Raw genomic sequence first — 16210 nt, 5'->3', positions numbered from 1 at the left:
CTTCATCGATGATAGGACGGACTGATGTCATGGAGGGCGTCCATGAAGGCAGTCACTTGTTCAGGCTCGGTGAACTGGCTGATACCATGCCCTAAGTTGAAGACATGTCCCTCACCTTCTCCGAAACTATCGAGAATCCGTGCCACTTCGGCGCGAATCGCTGCTGGTGATGCGAAAAGTACGTTCGGATCGAGATTGCCCTGCAGAGCAACCCGATGGCCAACACGTCGGCGAGCATCGGACATTTCTGTCGTCCAATCCAATCCCACTGCATCGGCACCACTATCGGCAATGTGCTCCAGCCACTGGCCACCGTTCTTGGTGAACAGGATGACCGGCACTCGCCGCCCCTCATGCTCCCGGATCAAACCGGCGACGATCTGTTCCATATAGCGAAGCGAAAACTCCAGATAGGCCGGCGTCGATAACGAACCTCCCCAGGTGTCGAAGATCTGCACGACCTGCGCCCCGGACCGGATTTGAGCATTGAGATAGTCCGTAACCGCCTGGGCCAGCAAATCGAGCAATTGATGCATGGTGTCCGGATTGCCATACAGCATCGATTTCACGTGTCTGAAATCCTTGCTCGATTCCCCCTCCACCATGTACGTGGCCAGTGTCCAGGGGCTACCTGAGAATCCGATCAAGGGCACACGCCCGTTCAATTCGCCACGGATCGTGCGCAAGGCGTTCATCACATAGTCCAGATCGCGTTCGGCATCCGGTAGTGACAACGCCGCAACCGCGTCGGCCGTGCGTACCGGCTTACGGAATTTCGGCCCCTCGCCAGTTTCGAAATACAGCCCCAGGCCCATGGCATCCGGAATGGTGAGAATGTCCGAGAACAGAATGGCTCCATCAAGCGGGTAGCGTTCCAGAGGCTGCAAGGTGACCTCGCATGCCAGCTCGGCATTGCGACACAAGTCCATGAAACTACCGGCTCGCTCACGCGTGGTGCGATATTCTGGCAAGTAGCGTCCCGCCTGACGCATCATCCATACAGGCGTTCTATCCACCGGCTGACGAGCTAGCGCTCTCAATAATCTGTCGTTTCGGAGTTCCATTGCGCGCTCTCGATTGACGAATGTGTCCGCATTGTACCCAATCGTATCGACGTCGGCGCGGGTCGTGAGCCGACTTCGTGATCCTGCTAGAATGGTTGATCCCGATCCACCGGCGCTACACTCCGGTCATGCAATGCTGAGGTCAATACGTGACGATTCGATTCATCGCTGCTTCCCGGCTGCCCACTCCCTGGGCCACCTTCACCATGCACGGCTTCGAAGACGAAGCCACCGGCAAGGATCACATCGCCCTGACATTGGGGGACATCGCCGACGGCGAGCCCGTGCTCGGCCGTGTGCACTCGGAGTGCTTGACCGGTGATGCACTGTTTTCGATGCGTTGCGATTGCGGCTACCAACTCCAGGAAGCCCTCAAGCGAATTGCCGATGAAGGACGGGGAGTGCTGCTCTATCTGCGTCAGGAAGGACGGGGTATCGGCCTACTCAACAAGATCCGCGCCTACCATCTTCAGGATGAAGGCGCGGATACGGTCGAAGCCAACGAGCGGCTAGGCTTCGATGCCGATATGCGGCGTTATGATCTATGCGTGCCTATGCTCGAACACTTGGGTGTTGCCTCTCTGAAGTTGATGACCAACAATCCGCGCAAAGTCGAAGCACTCGCCCGCGACGGTGTCGCCATTACTCAACGTTTGCCCATCACGACCGGCCTCAATGCCCATAACGAACAGTACCTGACCACCAAAGCAGGCAAACTCGGCCACATGATGGCGTTGGATGATTTCACCCAGGCCAGTGACGTGGATATCGAGCGCAAGCGATGAGACGTGCCGACGACCAGCCCAACAGTGGCGCGGACTCAGGCGCTGCTGGCCCTCGCCTCCTTGATCACGTCATAGGCATGACTTATCTCGCTGGTCCGTGCCTCCGCCATGTCTCGCATACTCTCAGGTAATCCCTTGCCTGCTAACTTGTCGGGATGGTTTTCACTCATCAACCGACGATATGCACGCTTGATCTCGGCATCACTGGCATCCGCTTCAACACCCAACACGCGATAGGCATCCTGAAGCGACTGACCGGAAGCTGCTTCACGGCCTCCACCGCTGCTCCCGCGCAGCATGGCCTCAATCTGTTCGATTTCCGCTTCCGAGCACCCCAGACCGCGAGCGACACGCATCAGCATGTCATGCTCAGCAGGATGCAGGACGCCATCTGCCGCGATGGCTGACAGCTGCACTTGCAGAAAGACCTGCAACAAGGCACGTTGGCTTCCCGCCACTCGGCGTACAGAAGCCAACTCCGCATCCAGGTCGAAGTCATCCGCTCTGCCTCGCTCGAACGCTGCCCTGGCTCTATCCCGCTGTTCTGCGCTCAATCTAAGACGCTGGAAAAGCGTCTCGGCAACCTGCAACTCATCGTCGGTGACCTGGCCATCGGCCTTGCAGAGACACCCCATGACCGCAAAGGTCGAATCGAGAAACTGCGTCTGCATGTGAGCCAACCGCTTGACTACGATGCCCCGCACGAAACGCCGAGCGACCCAGAACCCAAGAGCGGCACCAATCAACAGCCCCGGTAGACGGCCGATCATATAACCCAAGACTGCTCCGATCAGAATCGCGATCAACATGACGGATACCTATGCTTGCAGAGCGTCGAGACGCTGGCGAATCGATGTCTCGATGCCTGCGGCATCGAGCCCACATTCGTGAATGAGTTCAGCCGGTTTGCCATGCTCGACGAACGCATCAGGCAATCCCAGATTGAGGATGGCACACGCCAGATTGTCGGCCGCCAGCAATTCATTGACGCCACTGCCCGCACCGCCGGCAACCACGTTTTCCTCTAGCGTGACCAACAGATCATGCTCATGTGCAGCGGCCACGACGGCCTCACGGTCCAACGGCTTGATCGTGCGCATGTTGATGTGGGTAGCGTCGAGACGATCGGCAACGTCCGCAGCGGCCGTATTCAGGCTGCCGAAAGCAAGCAGTGCGATCCGGCGCCCTTGGCGACGCGTTTGCGCCTTGCCGATATCAATGGCATCGAGATGACTTGGGATGGCGACCCCCGGCCCGGTACCTCGAGGATAACGAACTGCCGCCGGTCCCGGATGGTGATAGGCGGCACTGAGCATGGCTCGGCACTCGGCCTCATCGGACGGTGCCATCACGATCAGGCCCGGGATGCAACGGACGAATGATAGATCCAGTGCCCCATGGTGAGTGGGACCGTCCTCTCCCACCAGTCCGGCACGGTCGAGCGCAAAGGTGACATCAAGCCCCTGAACCGCCACGTCGTGGATCAACTGGTCGTATCCCCGCTGCAAGAAGGTCGAATAGATGGCAACGACCGGTTTCATCGCTTCACAGGCCAATCCAGCCGCCAAGGTCACGGCATGTTGTTCGGCAATGGCAACATCGTAGTAGCGCTCGGGATACTCCTTGGAAAAGCGCACCAGATCCGACCCTTCACGCATCGCCGGCGTGATTCCGATCAGGCGATCGTCCTCGGCGGCCATGTCGCAGAGCCAGTCGCCGAACACATTGCAGTACTTCCTGGGTTTGACAGCCGGCTCGGGCCGTGCCTCATCAGGTGCCTTGGGCTCGACCTTGGGCGGGGGCGCCGGCGCGGGCTTCTCTAGCTTGGTAATGGCGTGATAACCGATCGGGTCCGACTCCGCAGGCTGAAATCCACGCCCTTTACAGGTCTTGATATGCAGGAATTGCGGCCCCTCCAGATCACGCATATTACGCAATGTCTGCAGTAGTGCAGGCAAATCATGACCATCGATAGGGCCGATATAATTGAACCCCATCTCTTCGAACAGCGTTGCCGGACTCACCATCCCTTTCATGTGCTCTTCGGTGCGCTTGGCAAACTCCAGGGCGCCCGGCAGATGCGACAGTACTCGTTTACTGTTCTCACGCATCAAGGTATATGGCTTGCTGGTCAGGATGCGGGCTAGATAGCTCGCCATGCCGCCCACGTTTTCCGAAATCGACATCTCATTGTCGTTGAGCACGACCAGCAAGTTGGCATCGACATGGCCGGCATGCGCCAGAGCCTCGAACGCCATGCCGGCCGACATGGCGCCATCACCGATCACGGCACAGACGCGACGTTTTTCGTTACGCGTCCGCGCTGCCAATGCCATGCCCAAAGCGGCCGATACGGACGTACTGGAGTGGCCGACGCCAAAGGTGTCGTATTCGGATTCGGCCCGGCGGGGGAAAGCCGCCAGGCCACCATACTGCCGGATGTTCAACATCGCCTCGCGGCGACCGGTGAGGATCTTGTGCGGATAGGCCTGATGCCCTACATCCCACACCAGACGGTCATATGGCGTGTCGAGCGCATGGTGCAGTGCCACGGTCAATTCGACCACACCCAGCCCGGCACCAAAATGGCCGCCACTACAGCCCACGCTATAGAGCAGGTAGGCACGCAACTCGTCGGTGACTTGCGATAACTGGGCCTGGGTCATGGAACGCAACCCGGCCGGTGTATCGAGCGTATCCAGCAAAGGCGTTGCCGGACGCTCGGCGGGAATTTCGTCGAACAGCTTCATGAGTTCATCTATTCGTCAGGTGAAGCACTGAATCAATGGCCGAATAGCGTGCAGCACAACGAGTGCTTAGCACTGACACCGAAATCTATCGGTATGGACGAGGCATTCATACACCGCGTAACGCAGAGAATCCGTCGTGCAGTCATTGATTCAGTGCTTCCTTAATGGTCGCGTTCGATCATGTACCGGGCCAACTCGGCCAAGGGTGGGCCATTCTCGCCCAACGGAGCAAGTGCATCCAGCGCCTCGTTCAAGAGTCCCGACGCTTTGTCGCGCGATGCCTCAAGACCCAGCAGGGCAGGATACGTGGGTTTTTCGCGTGCTGCATCCGCACCGGACGTTTTCCCCAGCGTTGCGGTATCCCCAGTGACATCGAGAACATCGTCATGAATCTGAAACGCCAGGCCGATGGCGGCAGCATAACGATCGAGAGCGGCCATGCGCGCATCCGTCTCGGGCACGGCCATCAGGGCACCCAACCGAACAGCCGCACGAATCAGAGCCCCGGTCTTGTGTCGATGCATATCGACCAAGGACTCGACATTCGGCTGGCCACCCACCGCCCCCAGGTCCAGGGCCTGTCCCGCTGCCATTCCGTCGCGGCCAGACGCCTCAGCCAGGACACGGATCATCGCCCCCGTACGGGGATGTTCGTGCCTTGCCAGCATATCGAACGCCAGCGTCTGCAATGCATCGCCAGCCAGAATCGCCGTGGCTTCATCGAATGCCTTGTGGACCGTTGGGCGACCACGACGCAGGTCATCGTCATCCATGGAAGGCAGGTCGTCATGCACCAATGAATAAGCATGTATCAACTCGACGGCGGCGGCAGGCGAATCGAGAGCATCGGTTTCGGCCCCCAATGCCCTGCCCGCTGCATAGACCAGGATGGGGCGCAACCGCTTGCCTCCCCCCAGCAGCCCATGCTGCATCGCCGATTCCAAACGCGGGGCAACCGGCGTCCGGCCGCCGAACAGGCCCTCCAGAACCTGTTCGATACGTATACGATCAGCAGCCAGGCGATCTTGCAACAATGCCACGTCAGTTACCACCCTCAAGATCTTGATCGGCCGCTTCACCAAGGTTTCCATCCGGTTGTTCGACCAAGGTTCTCACCTTGAGTTCGGCTTCATCGAGCCGCTGCTGAGCATCCCGCGTCAACCGGACGCCCTGTTCGAAAGCGGACAACGATTCCTCCAATGACAGTTCGCCAGATTCAAGCCGATCGACGATGCTCTCGAGTCGTTCGAGTGTCGACGCAAAGTCCGGCGGGGCGGTGGAATCATCCGGTGCAGCATCCTGATCAGCCATAGCGCATCTCATCCGTTCTGTCGTCAAACGCATGTATCGTCGACATACGCAGCGTCAGTATACACGCAATCCCCCAGGGGACGTCTTCCCCCGCTCAGAATCATGCACCCTTTTCATAGTGGTTCCGCGGCTTTTTCATCCACGGGCACCCCGGGAAGTCAACCACATGTGCTAGGATATGTCCCGGCTGAGCCTCCCGTGCCTCAGGGATGCCCATAGCGGTGTCTACGAAGGTGGCACGGGTATGGACAACATATACCGATTTAGATCAACGCGGCGGTGGGCCGCGAGAGGGTTGACGCAACGATGGCCAAAACGTCCCTGGACAAGAGCAAGATCAAGATCCTGTTACTCGAGGGCATCCACCAGAGCGCAGTGGATAATTTCCTGAATGCCGGTTACACCAATATCGAGCATCTTTCCACGTCCCTGGATGAAGAAACGCTGATCGAGAAAATTCGTGACGTTCACTTCGTGGGAGTCCGTTCGCGCACTCAGCTCACCGAGCGCGTCTTTCAAGCCGCCGAGAAGCTGACCGCCGTGGGCTGTTTCTGCATCGGCACCAACCAGGTCGACCTCACTGCCGCGCTGACTCGCGGCATTCCGGTCTTCAACGCCCCCTACTCCAATACTCGCTCGGTTGCCGAACTCGTACTGGCTGAAGCCGTGATGCTGCTAAGAGGCATCCCGGAGAAAAGCGCGCAGTCCCATCAGGGGGGATGGCTGAAATCCGCCAAGAATTCTCACGAGGCGCGCGGCAAGACACTAGGCATCATCGGCTACGGCAATATCGGGGCACAGTTATCGGTCCTGGCCGAGTCCATGGGCTTCGATGTCCTGTATTACGATGTCGTCACCAAACTCGGCATGGGCAATGCCCGTCAGGTCGGTAGTATGGAGGAGTTGCTGGCACGCGCCGATGTCGTCAGTCTGCATGTACCTGAACTACCGTCCACTCAGTGGATGATCGGCGAGGAGCAGATCGCCTTGATGAAGCAGGGCGGTATCCTGATCAACGCCTCGCGAGGCACCGTCGTCGATATCGAGGCACTGGCCGGGGCCCTCAGGGAAGGCAAACTGCTTGGTGCAGCCATCGATGTCTTCCCTGTCGAGCCCAAGAGCAATGGCGAGGAGTTCGTCAGCCCTCTGCGTGGACTCGAGAATGTCATTCTGACGCCCCATGTCGGCGGCTCGACTCTGGAAGCTCAGGAAAACATCGGTGTCGAAGTGTCCGAAAAACTCATCACCTATTCGGACAACGGCACCACCATTACCTCGGTCAACTTCCCCGAGGTCGCACTGCCGGCCCATCCGGACAAGCACCGCCTGCTGCATATCCACGACAACGTGCCCGGCGTACTTTCCGAAATCAACCGCGTTCTCTCGGAAAATGGCATCAACATCTCCGGCCAATATCTGCAAACCAACGAGAAGGTCGGTTACGTGGTTGTCGATGTCGACAAGGCCTATGGTCCCAAGGCACTGGAAGCCCTCAAGCAGGTCAATCACACCCTGCGGCTGCGCGTGCTTTACTCGGAAAGCAACTTCAATGCGTAACACCACGGCGCAATGACCCCCTGATATAGCACGGCCCCTCATACGAGGGGTCGCGACCTCAAGACATCGCGTCGTTTTGCGTGCCGCATGCCTTGCGCCACTCAAAAGTGCGTCGTCATCACCTCCGTCACTTCCAGCGTCTCATCGACGCACAACATGCGGCGCCACTTGTCGAAGGTCAGGCAGGGGTGAGACGTCCCAAAGGCCAACACATCTCCCACGGCGATATCAGCGTTATGAGGGATCGCTAGGAACGTATGCTGGTCCATGATATGCGTCGTCCGCCAGCCACTGACGTCGACCGACACCGATCTTTCCGCACTCCGCGGATAACGGCGCAGCGGGAGCGGGAGATCCGGCTCATGACCGATATCGCGCTTACCCAGTGCGACGATGGCCAAACCTGGCTCGGGTAGTGACTGCACATGCGCGAAGACCTCGAGCGCCGGCTGCAATTCACCCTCGAGTCGAGGGTGGCGCGCCTTCACATCGCTCATCGCCCCGGCATAGAGCTTGTGATCGTGGACCACGTAGCAGCCCGGCCGCAACACCGGGGTGTAGTGTTCACGCAATTCCGCCTTGTCGAATGCCTCGGCGATCAGATCGAACCATTTGGAGCCTGACGCGGTGACGATCGGCGTCTCCCGCTTGAGCACACCACTGGCATGCAAAGTGCGCACGGTCTCAACCAGCCGTTCGCCGTAGGCACGCACAGCAGCCACTTCATTGCTGCCGGCGATCATGCCCTCGTACCCTTCGATGCCCGCCAGCGCCAGGGCGGGCTCTTCTCTGATCGCCGCGACCAGCATCTCGACCTGCTCGACATTGCGACACCCGCAACGACCGCCGTCGATGCCCAGCTCGATCAGCACATTGAGCGTCAGGCCGCGTTCGGCGAAGTACCCCCCTAGATCGCGCACGTTATCGACGTCATCCACCACGCAGTAATACTCGAGCCCGCGCTCGATGGCATCCGCTACCAGCGTCATGTTGGGGCGCCCGACCAACTGATTGGCCATCAACACGCGCGCGATGCCGTGAGCATGCGCCGCCACACTCTGCACCGCCGTCGCCAACGTTATGCCCCAGGCCCCCGCCTCGATCTGCCGCTTGAACAGAGCCGGTGCCATGGTGGTCTTGCCATGCGGGGCCAACTTGGCGCCGTGAGCGTCCGCGAAACGCTGCATCCAGGCCAGGTTATAGGCCAGCGGTGCCTCGAAGATCGCCGCCGCCGGCAGCGGAACGTCATGCAGCAGATGCGCCGGCTGCACGATCGGCACACCTTTTTCGATTTCCCATTGAGCGGGTTCGGACATCGTATTTTCCTCACGTTTTCTACTTCTAGTGTATTTACTAACACATAAAATAAAAATATGTTAGTTATTAACACACACATCAGCCATCGGATACGGACCTCTCGTGAGTCAAGAATTCGACATCCTGTCACATATCACCGCCTGCTTGCCGAGCCTTCGCGAGTCGGAAAAAAAGGTTGCCACGCTGATTCATGACGACATCGACTTCGTCACCGAGGCAAGCATCGGCGAGATCGCTAAACGCGCCGAGGTAAGTGACGCCACAGTGACGCGTTTCGCGCGAGCGGTGGGCTGCCGCAATGTACGCGACTTGAAAACGCGCCTCACACGGGCTCTGGCTGCCGGCCGCCGTTTCATTCATGAGGCCAGCGAAGAAGACGGCCTCAGCGTCATCTACGATACCGCCGCGCAGACGCTCTCGCTCAACCGCGAACTGATGGAACAGGCCGACGTCGAGGGAGCGGTGGCGATGCTCGACGATGCCCGCCAGATCCTGGTCTTCGGTGCCGGCGGTGGCTCCACGGTAATGGCACAGGAGATGCAATTCCGGCTCGTGCGGCTCGGTTACGCCATCAGTGCCTATCCGCAAGCACTCCTGCCTCGCATGGTCGCCTCGACCCTGGAGCCTGACGATGTCGTCGTCGCGCTCTCGGTCACCGGCTACACCCCGGAGATCGTCGAAGCGGCCGAGCTGGCGCGCCAGTACGGCGCGCGCGTACTGGCGATTACCGCCACCGGTTCGCCACTGGCCAAGGTCGCCCATATCACGCTGCCGCTGGCGGCCCGCGAGACCGACTACATCTATTTCCCGTCATCATCGCGCTACGCCATGATGGCCGCCATTGACATGCTGGCGCTGGGCCTGGCGCTGCGGCACCGCGACCGTACCCGCGACAAGCTGCGACGACTCAAGATTACCCTCGATGCCCATCGCGGCGGCGATAATCGCCAGCCGCTGGGCGATTGAACCATATTGCGCAAGGAGTCGACATGTACGTCGATTTACTGATACAGCACGCCACAATCATCGACGGCAGCGGGCGTGATGCCTTCACCGCCGATGTCGCCATCCAGGGGGAACGAATCGTCGCCATGGGCGAACTGGAAAACACCAGTGCCCACGACGTGATCGAAGCCAAGGGCCTGATACTCACCCCAGGCTTCATCGACGTGCATACCCACGACGATACCAACGTCATCCGCACCCCGGAGATGCTGCCCAAGCTCTCTCAGGGCGTGACCACGGTGGTGGTCGGCAACTGTGGCATCAGCGCCAGCCCGGTCACGCTCACAGACGACGTACCCGATCCCATGAATTTGCTCGGCCGCGCGGAAGACTTTCGTTACCCCACCTTTGCCGCGTACGCCCAGGCAATCGACGCGGCGGTGCCCAGTGTCAACGTGGCGGCCCTGATCGGGCACACGAGTCTTCGTAGCCAGGTGATGGATCGCTTCGACCGCCCCGCCAGCGACGACGAGATCGCCGCCATGCGCGAGCAGCTGGAAACAGCATTGGGTGAGGGCGCCGTGGGCATGAGTTCGGGCTTGGCCTACCGCAATGCCTTCCATGCACCAACCACCGAGATGAACGCTCTGGTCGAGGCAGTAGGCCGCGCCGGCGGCGTCTATACCACACATCTGCGCGACGAATTCGCCGGGCTGATCGAGGCCATGGACGAAGCCGTCGCCACCGCGCGGCACGGTCAGGCGCCCTTGGTGATCTCGCATCTCAAGTGCGCCGGCGCCGGCAACTGGGGCAACGCGCCCAAGGCGTTAGTAAAGCTCGACGATGCCGCACGCTCCCATGGTGTGCATTGCGACTGCTACCCGTATACCGCTGGCTCCTCGACGCTGGATCTGGGCCAGGTCACCGACGAGATAGACATCTTCATCACCTGGTCCGACCCGCACCCGGAGATGGCTCGCCAGCCGCTGCAGGCGATTGCCGAGGCCTGGGATCTATCGCTGATGGACGCCGCCAAACGCCTGCAACCAGCCGGCGCGGTCTATCACAACATGAGCGAGGCGGACATGCGCCTGGTGCTATCGCATCCTCTGTCGATGGTCGGCTCCGATGGCCTGCCCAACGACCCGCATCCGCATCCCCGTCTGTGGGGCACCTTCCCGCGCGTGCTCGCCCACTACAGCCGCGACCTGAAGCTGCTGTCGCTGAGCGCGGCCGTGCGCAAGATGACCGGACTCTCGGCGACCAACTTCGGGCTCACGGACCGTGGCGTCATCCGCGTCGGCGCCTTCGCCGATCTGGTGCTGTTCGGGCTTGCACGACTTCAGGATACCGCCACCTACAGCGTCCCGGTTTCACTCGCCAGCGGCATTGAGCTGGTCGTCGTCAACGGCATGATCAGTTATCGCCACGGCGAGCCAAGTGGAATGCGAGCCGGACGGCTATTGCGCCGTGACGTCCGGCTTTCTCCAGCCCCGGCCTCCGCGGACATTTCCAACGGGCGTGACAACGCCTTATCCCACTAAGTCGCATCCGAAAAGTCAGCAACCAGCAATACAGGAGGGCAAATCATGAGCATCAAACGTTATGGCGTCGAAGGGGGCATCGGCACCGGCGGCCAGAAACTCCCTTTCGCTCGCGCCACCGAAGCGGGCGGCTGGCTGTTCGTCTCGGGGCAGACCCCCATGACGGACGGTGAAGTCGTCGAAGGCAGCATCGTCGAACAATCCCGACTGGCCTTCGCCAACTGCCTGAAGATCATGGAAGACGCCGGCTATGGCGTGGAGCACGTCGTGCATGTCACTGCAGTGCTGACCGACGCACGCTACTTCAGCTCATTCAACAAGGTATTCAAGGAGGTGTTCGGCGAGCATCCCCCGGCGCGCATCTGCAGCGTTCAGGACCTGGTGGTCGACTGCAAGGTGGAGGTCGATGTGAAGTGCTATCGCGCGGACAAGGCCTGAACCCACACCGATAAGGCGCATGGTGCCGTTCGGGCAAGAGAAGGAGGTCGCGCCCCGGCAAGGGCGCGACCGACAGCGTAAAACCCCATTGGCTATGACATTCCACACTGCCCCGGCCGCGGCAACGGCCGGGACAACAATTATAAGAGGTTATTATGAACAGTCACGTTTTCCTCGGGTCATTCATCGCTTATGTGGTCGCCATGATCGCATTCGGCTGGTGGGTATCCCGCCATAGCCGCAGCAGCGGCGACGATTTCCTGTTGGGCGGCCGCAGTATTCCGATCTTCCTGACAATCGGCACCACCGTCGCCACCATGGTCGGCACCGGCTCCAGCATGGGCGCGGTTGGCTTCGGTTACGCCAACGGCTGGGCCGGGGCCCTCTACGGTATCGGCGGCTCCATCGGTGTGCTGCTGCTGGCAGCGTGGTTCGCACCGGTACGCAAGCTGCGTTTCATGACCATGAGCGAGGAGCTTTCCTACTACGTTGGCGCCAGTCGCCTGGTGCGCAACATCGTCGCTGTGCTGATCTACATCGCCTGTATCGGCTGGCTCGGCGCGCACATCCTCGGTGGTGGGCTCTATCTGTCATGGATGGCCGACATCGACCTGACTACCGCGCGCATCCTGGTGGCGCTGGGCTTCGGCGTCTACTGCGTGATCGGCGGCTATATGGCCGTGGTATGGATTGACACCATCCAGGCAGTAGTGCTGTTTGTCGGCTTCATCGTGATGGCCATCATCGCATTGTTCGAGGTCGGCGGATTCTCAGGCCTGGGCGCTAACATGGATGTCGCAACCACCAGCTTCCTCGGCATCGACAAGATCGGCGTGGTGCCAGCGTTGTCTCTGGCAGCGGTCATCGCCGTCGGCGTGCTGGCAACGCCCTCCTACCGACAGCGCATCTACTCTGGCAACTCGGTTCATTCCGTACGCAGGTCGTTCGTGATCACCGGTATTCTCTACCTGTTCTTCTCGATCATTCCGGCAATCATCGGCATGGCGACCCATGCGCTGAACCCCGACCTCGACAACAGCAACTTCGCCTTCCCGTTCCTGGCGACCGAAATCCTGCCGCTATGGCTCGGCCTGCTGTTACTCGTTGCCGGACTCTCGGCGACTATGTCGAGCGCCAGTTCGGATGCCATCGCCGGCGTCTCGATCCTGCTGCGCGATGTCTACGTGCTATTCACCGGACACACGCCCGCTGGGCACAAGGTAGTCATCCTCTCGCGCCTGGCTCTGGTCGCCACCATCGGCTTGGCGCTGTTGTTCGCGCTGATCTCCGACAATGTCATCGATTACATCACCAGCATGATCGCCACGGTCATGGCCGGCATGTTCGTGTGTGGCTTGCTGGGGCGTTTCTGGCCTCATTACAACTGGCAGGGCGCCGTTGCTACCCTAGTCTCCGCCTCGGCCACCTCACTCACCGTGATCAACGTCGACAGTTGGAGCACTTTCTGGGGCAACCCGAGCATCCCTGCCGTTCTGGTCGCACTCGTCGTGGGCGTTGTGGTCAGCCTGATCACACCCGCCTCCAAGGTGTCGCCAGAACAAGCCCTGCAACGTATCAACGAGGAACGCCAACGCATGGAAAGCGATATCAACCCTGCACTGACACCTCAGGCCGATTCAGCGACCTGAGCTTCCCGTTAGTCCCTGGCCGCCCTATCCAGCAGGTGGGGCGGCATCATGACGCAGGTGCATCACCGTGAGGCATTGCGTAAAATACCCGCTTTTAGCGACACCATCACATTATCCCGGTCCGCCCTTTGCGAGGACGACAACCAGGAGACAAGGCATGAATCATTCCAGCGATTCTCCGCGAATCGTCGTCGTGGCGTTGTACAAATTCGTCACACTCGAAGATTATGAGGCCCTGCGCGAGCCGCTTCGGCAAGTCATGCTCGACCATGGCGTCAAAGGCACGTTGTTGCTTGCCCGTGAGGGCATCAACGGCACCGTGGCCGGTACACGTGACGCGATCGATACGTTGCTCACATGGTTGCACGCCGATTCACGTCTTGCCGACATCGATTGCAAGGAATCCTATTGTGAGGAGCCGCCATTCCACCGCAGCAAGGTCAAGCTCAAACGCGAGATCGTGACCATGGGCGTGGAAGGTATCGATCCCAACGAGCAAGCCGGCACCTATGTCGAGCCGGAAGATTGGAACGACGTGATCGCCGACCCGGAAGTACTGGTGATCGACACACGCAATGACTATGAAGTCGCCATCGGCTCCTTCGAAGGCGCCATCGATCCCAGAACCAAGTCTTTCCGCGAATTTCCGGATTACGTCAAACAGCGCTACGACCCATCCCGGCACAAGAAGGTCGCCATGTTCTGCACAGGCGGAATCCGCTGCGAGAAAGCCTCCAGCTTCATGCAGGAGCAGGGATTCGAGGAGGTTTATCACCTCAAGGGAGGCATCCTCAATTATCTGAAGCATGTCCCCGAAAATGAATCGCTTTGGCGCGGTCAATGTTTCGTGTTCGATAATCGTGTCACGGTGCGTCACGACCTCAGCGAAGGGGAATATGACCAATGCCACGCCTGCCGTATGCCGATCTCTGCCGAGGACCAGCGTTCCGAATTTTACGAACCTGGGGTCAGCTGTCCCCACTGCTACGATTCATTACCCGAGAAAACGCGTGCCGCCGCCCGTGAACGTCAACGTCAGATCGAACTGGCCAGGGCCCGGGGCGAACCGCATCCGATCGGTCATGACCCCCGCAAGGAGAGATCGGAGGCCTGATCGGGAGCTGATAGGCGCAGCAATGCATGCACATGCCCCTCAAGTTTTCGTCGGGCTGGCCGATAATATTGTCGACATCCCATATCCCTATCCCATTATCGACTAGCTATCCTGGAGAACTGATACCGTGCGCATTTCGCGAAGCCGACAGCGCTCTCCGAAGCCTGAGAAAATCTATAGTGACAAGGACATCGAGGGCATGCTGGTGTTATTGATCTATTCGGGACGGCATACTCATGCCGAGCCGCTGCTGGCGGAAGCCCGCAAACTATTGCCAGGCGTCGACGATACGCAACTCAACCATATCGCGAATCAACTGGCCAAACAGCTCAAGGACAATGGTATCGCCTGGTAACGTCACAGTGATGGCAACGTCAAAAGTAGGTTGCCATCTCCTCAATCATATTCAACTGTTGATCGACCAGGCAAACATGACGCCACTTGTCGAACGTCAAGAGCGGCAATGATTGCCATATTGGCTTCGCCGATCTCGCACCGGCCCTTGTCGATGTGCGCCACTCTCTGCATGTGCATGCCTACGCTCTCCCACCAACAGACTCACTCATTGTGCTGCCTGGTGAGATCCATGTCAGCCAGCAAGGCATTTTATCACTGCCGATGCCGGACACCGAGATCGAGGTTCAATGGCGTGCGTACGCAACAAGCAAAGGCTATCACCACGAAAACGCCGGTGATGGTCAACGCTTCCCATCACCGGCGAGGGGGGCTGCAACCGCCTCGGTTCAGCGGCTGACCTCGTGATTGGCGAGAGCCTCCAACGCTTTCAACATGCCGGAGTGATCCCACTCTTCACCCCCATGAGCCGCACAGGCTTGGAACAGTTGCTGCGCATTGGCGGTACCGGGCAAGGACAGGTCGAGACTGCGTGCGCCCTCCAGGGCCAGATTGAGATCCTTCTGGTGTAGCTGCACCTTGAAACCGGGGTCGAAGGTACGGTTGATCATGCGCTCACCGTGTACCTCGAGAATCTTCGACTGCGCCAACCCGCCGAGCAGCGACTCACGTACCTTGGACACGTCGGCTCCCGCCTTGGAGGCAAACAGCAGCCCCTCGGAAACGGCCTCGATGGTCAAGGCCACGACGATCTGATTGGCCACCTTGCAGGTCTGGCCGTCGCCATGACCGCCGATATGCGTAATGGTCTTGCCCATGAGCTCGAACAAGGGCAGGGCACGCTCGAAGCCCTCCTTGGTTCCACCGACCATGATGGTCAACGCTGCATTGATCGCTCCACCTTCACCACCGGATACCGGTGCATCGACGTATTCACCGCCGGCATCCTGAATGCGCTTGGCAAACTCCTGAGTCGCAAGTGGTGCGATGGAACTCATGTCGATCACCAACGTGCCCGGTTTGAGCCCCTCGACGACACCGTTCTCACCGAACAGGACCGCTTCCACATCCGGTGTATCCGGCACTATGGTAATGACGATATCGGATACCTCGGCCACTGCCTTGGGGCTTGCCACCACCCTGGCCCCCTTGTCGGCCAGTTCCTGGGAAAGGGGCTTGCGGCGCTCAACGGTCGTGACTTCGTGGCCGGCATCCAGCAAGTGCCCTGCCATGGGGCGTCCCATGATGCCCAATCCAATGAACCCGATCTTACTCATGATGATTCTCCTTTCCGCTTGTCTTTATGATCGTTGGCAAACTTCTGAAACGCGTCGTGAGCGAGGGCAGGTCGGCCGCCGCCGGCGCGCAGCAACCAGAGTTGT

The 16210-nt window shown here is 59.7% G+C and carries 16 protein-coding genes; 9 read left to right on the top strand and 7 right to left on the bottom strand.

Going from position 1 to position 16210, the window contains the following annotated elements:
- Positions 1-2 precede the first annotated feature (2 nt).
- Complete coding sequence (hemE, locus tag FVV99_RS02630; RefSeq protein ID WP_148252463.1) at positions 3-1064, bottom strand: uroporphyrinogen decarboxylase; 1062 nt, start codon at positions 1062-1064, stop codon at positions 3-5.
- Positions 1065-1213: 149 nt separating this feature from the next.
- Between hemE and ribA the strand changes: the two genes are divergently transcribed.
- A complete protein-coding gene (gene ribA / locus FVV99_RS02625; protein ID WP_148252462.1) occupies positions 1214-1849 on the top strand; it encodes a GTP cyclohydrolase II in 636 nt (211 codons plus the stop codon).
- Between the two features lie 35 nt (positions 1850-1884).
- Here the strand turns inward: ribA and djlA are convergent, their stop codons facing one another.
- From djlA to FVV99_RS02605, 4 genes are all read right to left on the bottom strand, one after another.
- Positions 1885-2658 carry a co-chaperone DjlA gene (djlA, locus tag FVV99_RS02620; RefSeq protein WP_148252461.1) on the bottom strand — a complete coding sequence of 258 codons (774 nt, stop codon included), beginning with the start codon at positions 2656-2658 and terminating at the stop codon, positions 1885-1887.
- A gap of 9 nt (positions 2659-2667) precedes the next feature.
- Positions 2668-4599, bottom strand: a complete 1932-nt coding sequence (gene dxs / locus FVV99_RS02615; protein WP_148252460.1) for a 1-deoxy-D-xylulose-5-phosphate synthase — start codon at positions 4597-4599, stop codon at positions 2668-2670.
- 161 nt (positions 4600-4760) lie between these two features.
- Positions 4761-5690 (bottom strand): (2E,6E)-farnesyl diphosphate synthase, encoded by a 930-nt coding sequence (gene ispA, locus FVV99_RS02610; protein ID WP_148252459.1) that lies wholly within the window; start codon positions 5688-5690, stop codon positions 4761-4763.
- On the bottom strand, positions 5641-5910 hold the full coding sequence (locus FVV99_RS02605) for an exodeoxyribonuclease VII small subunit (RefSeq protein WP_148252458.1): 270 nt from the start codon (positions 5908-5910) through the stop codon (positions 5641-5643). The genes ispA and FVV99_RS02605 overlap by 50 nt, the downstream gene beginning before the upstream one ends.
- A 306-nt stretch (positions 5911-6216) precedes the next feature.
- On the opposite strand from FVV99_RS02605, the gene serA reads away from it, so the two are divergent.
- Complete coding sequence (gene serA, locus FVV99_RS02600) at positions 6217-7467, top strand: phosphoglycerate dehydrogenase (RefSeq protein WP_148252457.1); 1251 nt, start codon at positions 6217-6219, stop codon at positions 7465-7467.
- A 101-nt stretch (positions 7468-7568) separates the two neighbouring features.
- Here the strand turns inward: serA and FVV99_RS02595 are convergent, their stop codons facing one another.
- Positions 7569-8783: an amino acid deaminase gene (locus tag FVV99_RS02595; protein WP_148252456.1), complete on the bottom strand. Its 1215-nt coding sequence runs from the start codon at positions 8781-8783 to the stop codon at positions 7569-7571.
- A 103-nt stretch (positions 8784-8886) separates the two neighbouring features.
- Between FVV99_RS02595 and FVV99_RS02590 the strand changes: the two genes are divergently transcribed.
- The 7 genes from FVV99_RS02590 (at position 8887) to FVV99_RS02560 (ending at position 15236) form a co-directional block, all read left to right on the top strand.
- Positions 8887-9750, top strand: a complete 864-nt coding sequence (locus tag FVV99_RS02590) for a MurR/RpiR family transcriptional regulator (protein ID WP_148252455.1) — start codon at positions 8887-8889, stop codon at positions 9748-9750.
- A 23-nt stretch (positions 9751-9773) separates the two neighbouring features.
- The gene (locus tag FVV99_RS02585; protein ID WP_148252454.1) at positions 9774-11273 is read left to right on the top strand and encodes an N-acyl-D-amino-acid deacylase family protein; all 1500 of its coding nucleotides are present in this window, start codon (positions 9774-9776) and stop codon (positions 11271-11273) included.
- A 45-nt stretch (positions 11274-11318) separates the two neighbouring features.
- Positions 11319-11711, top strand: a complete 393-nt coding sequence (locus tag FVV99_RS02580; protein WP_148252453.1) for a RidA family protein — start codon at positions 11319-11321, stop codon at positions 11709-11711.
- 155 nt (positions 11712-11866) lie between these two features.
- Entirely contained in the window at positions 11867-13360 is a 1494-nt protein-coding gene (locus FVV99_RS02575) for a sodium:solute symporter family protein (protein ID WP_148252452.1), read from the top strand.
- A 157-nt stretch (positions 13361-13517) separates the two neighbouring features.
- On the top strand, positions 13518-14474 hold the full coding sequence (gene trhO, locus FVV99_RS02570) for an oxygen-dependent tRNA uridine(34) hydroxylase TrhO (RefSeq protein WP_148252451.1): 957 nt from the start codon (positions 13518-13520) through the stop codon (positions 14472-14474).
- Between the two features lie 127 nt (positions 14475-14601).
- Positions 14602-14829 (top strand): hypothetical protein, encoded by a 228-nt coding sequence (locus tag FVV99_RS02565; RefSeq protein WP_148252450.1) that lies wholly within the window; start codon positions 14602-14604, stop codon positions 14827-14829.
- Positions 14830-14915: 86 nt separating this feature from the next.
- A complete protein-coding gene (locus tag FVV99_RS02560) occupies positions 14916-15236 on the top strand; it encodes a hypothetical protein (RefSeq protein WP_148252449.1) in 321 nt (106 codons plus the stop codon).
- Here the strand turns inward: FVV99_RS02560 and FVV99_RS02555 are convergent.
- Positions 15218-16105: a 2-hydroxy-3-oxopropionate reductase gene (locus FVV99_RS02555; RefSeq protein ID WP_148252448.1), complete on the bottom strand. Its 888-nt coding sequence runs from the start codon at positions 16103-16105 to the stop codon at positions 15218-15220. The genes FVV99_RS02560 and FVV99_RS02555 overlap by 19 nt on opposite strands.
- Between the last annotated feature and the right edge of the window lie 105 nt (positions 16106-16210).

Source organism: Aidingimonas lacisalsi (assembly GCF_008079445.1).
GTDB classification, from domain to species: domain Bacteria; phylum Pseudomonadota; class Gammaproteobacteria; order Pseudomonadales; family Halomonadaceae; genus Aidingimonas; species Aidingimonas lacisalsi.
The sequence above is the reverse complement of the archived record's forward strand: the minus strand, read 5'-3'. Positions and strand labels throughout refer to the sequence as shown.

Excerpts from the sequence above, each read along its gene's own strand:
- FVV99_RS02605 (WP_148252458.1), bottom strand. The coding sequence starts at position 5,910 with ATGGCTGATCAGGATGCTGCACCGGATGATTCCACCGCCCCGCCGGAC.
- trhO (WP_148252451.1), top strand. The coding sequence starts at position 13,518 with ATGAATCATTCCAGCGATTCTCCGCGAATCGTCGTCGTGGCGTTGTAC.
- serA (WP_148252457.1), top strand. The coding sequence starts at position 6,217 with ATGGCCAAAACGTCCCTGGACAAGAGCAAGATCAAGATCCTGTTACTC.
- FVV99_RS02585 (WP_148252454.1), top strand. The coding sequence starts at position 9,774 with ATGTACGTCGATTTACTGATACAGCACGCCACAATCATCGACGGCAGC.
- ispA (WP_148252459.1), bottom strand. The coding sequence starts at position 5,690 with ATGGAAACCTTGGTGAAGCGGCCGATCAAGATCTTGAGGGTGGTAACT.
- dxs (WP_148252460.1), bottom strand. The coding sequence starts at position 4,599 with ATGAAGCTGTTCGACGAAATTCCCGCCGAGCGTCCGGCAACGCCTTTG.
- djlA (WP_148252461.1), bottom strand. The coding sequence starts at position 2,658 with ATGTTGATCGCGATTCTGATCGGAGCAGTCTTGGGTTATATGATCGGC.
- FVV99_RS02575 (WP_148252452.1), top strand. The coding sequence starts at position 11,867 with ATGAACAGTCACGTTTTCCTCGGGTCATTCATCGCTTATGTGGTCGCC.
- hemE (WP_148252463.1), bottom strand. The coding sequence starts at position 1,064 with ATGGAACTCCGAAACGACAGATTATTGAGAGCGCTAGCTCGTCAGCCG.
- FVV99_RS02595 (WP_148252456.1), bottom strand. The coding sequence starts at position 8,783 with ATGTCCGAACCCGCTCAATGGGAAATCGAAAAAGGTGTGCCGATCGTG.
- FVV99_RS02555 (WP_148252448.1), bottom strand. The coding sequence starts at position 16,105 with ATGAGTAAGATCGGGTTCATTGGATTGGGCATCATGGGACGCCCCATG.
- FVV99_RS02580 (WP_148252453.1), top strand. The coding sequence starts at position 11,319 with ATGAGCATCAAACGTTATGGCGTCGAAGGGGGCATCGGCACCGGCGGC.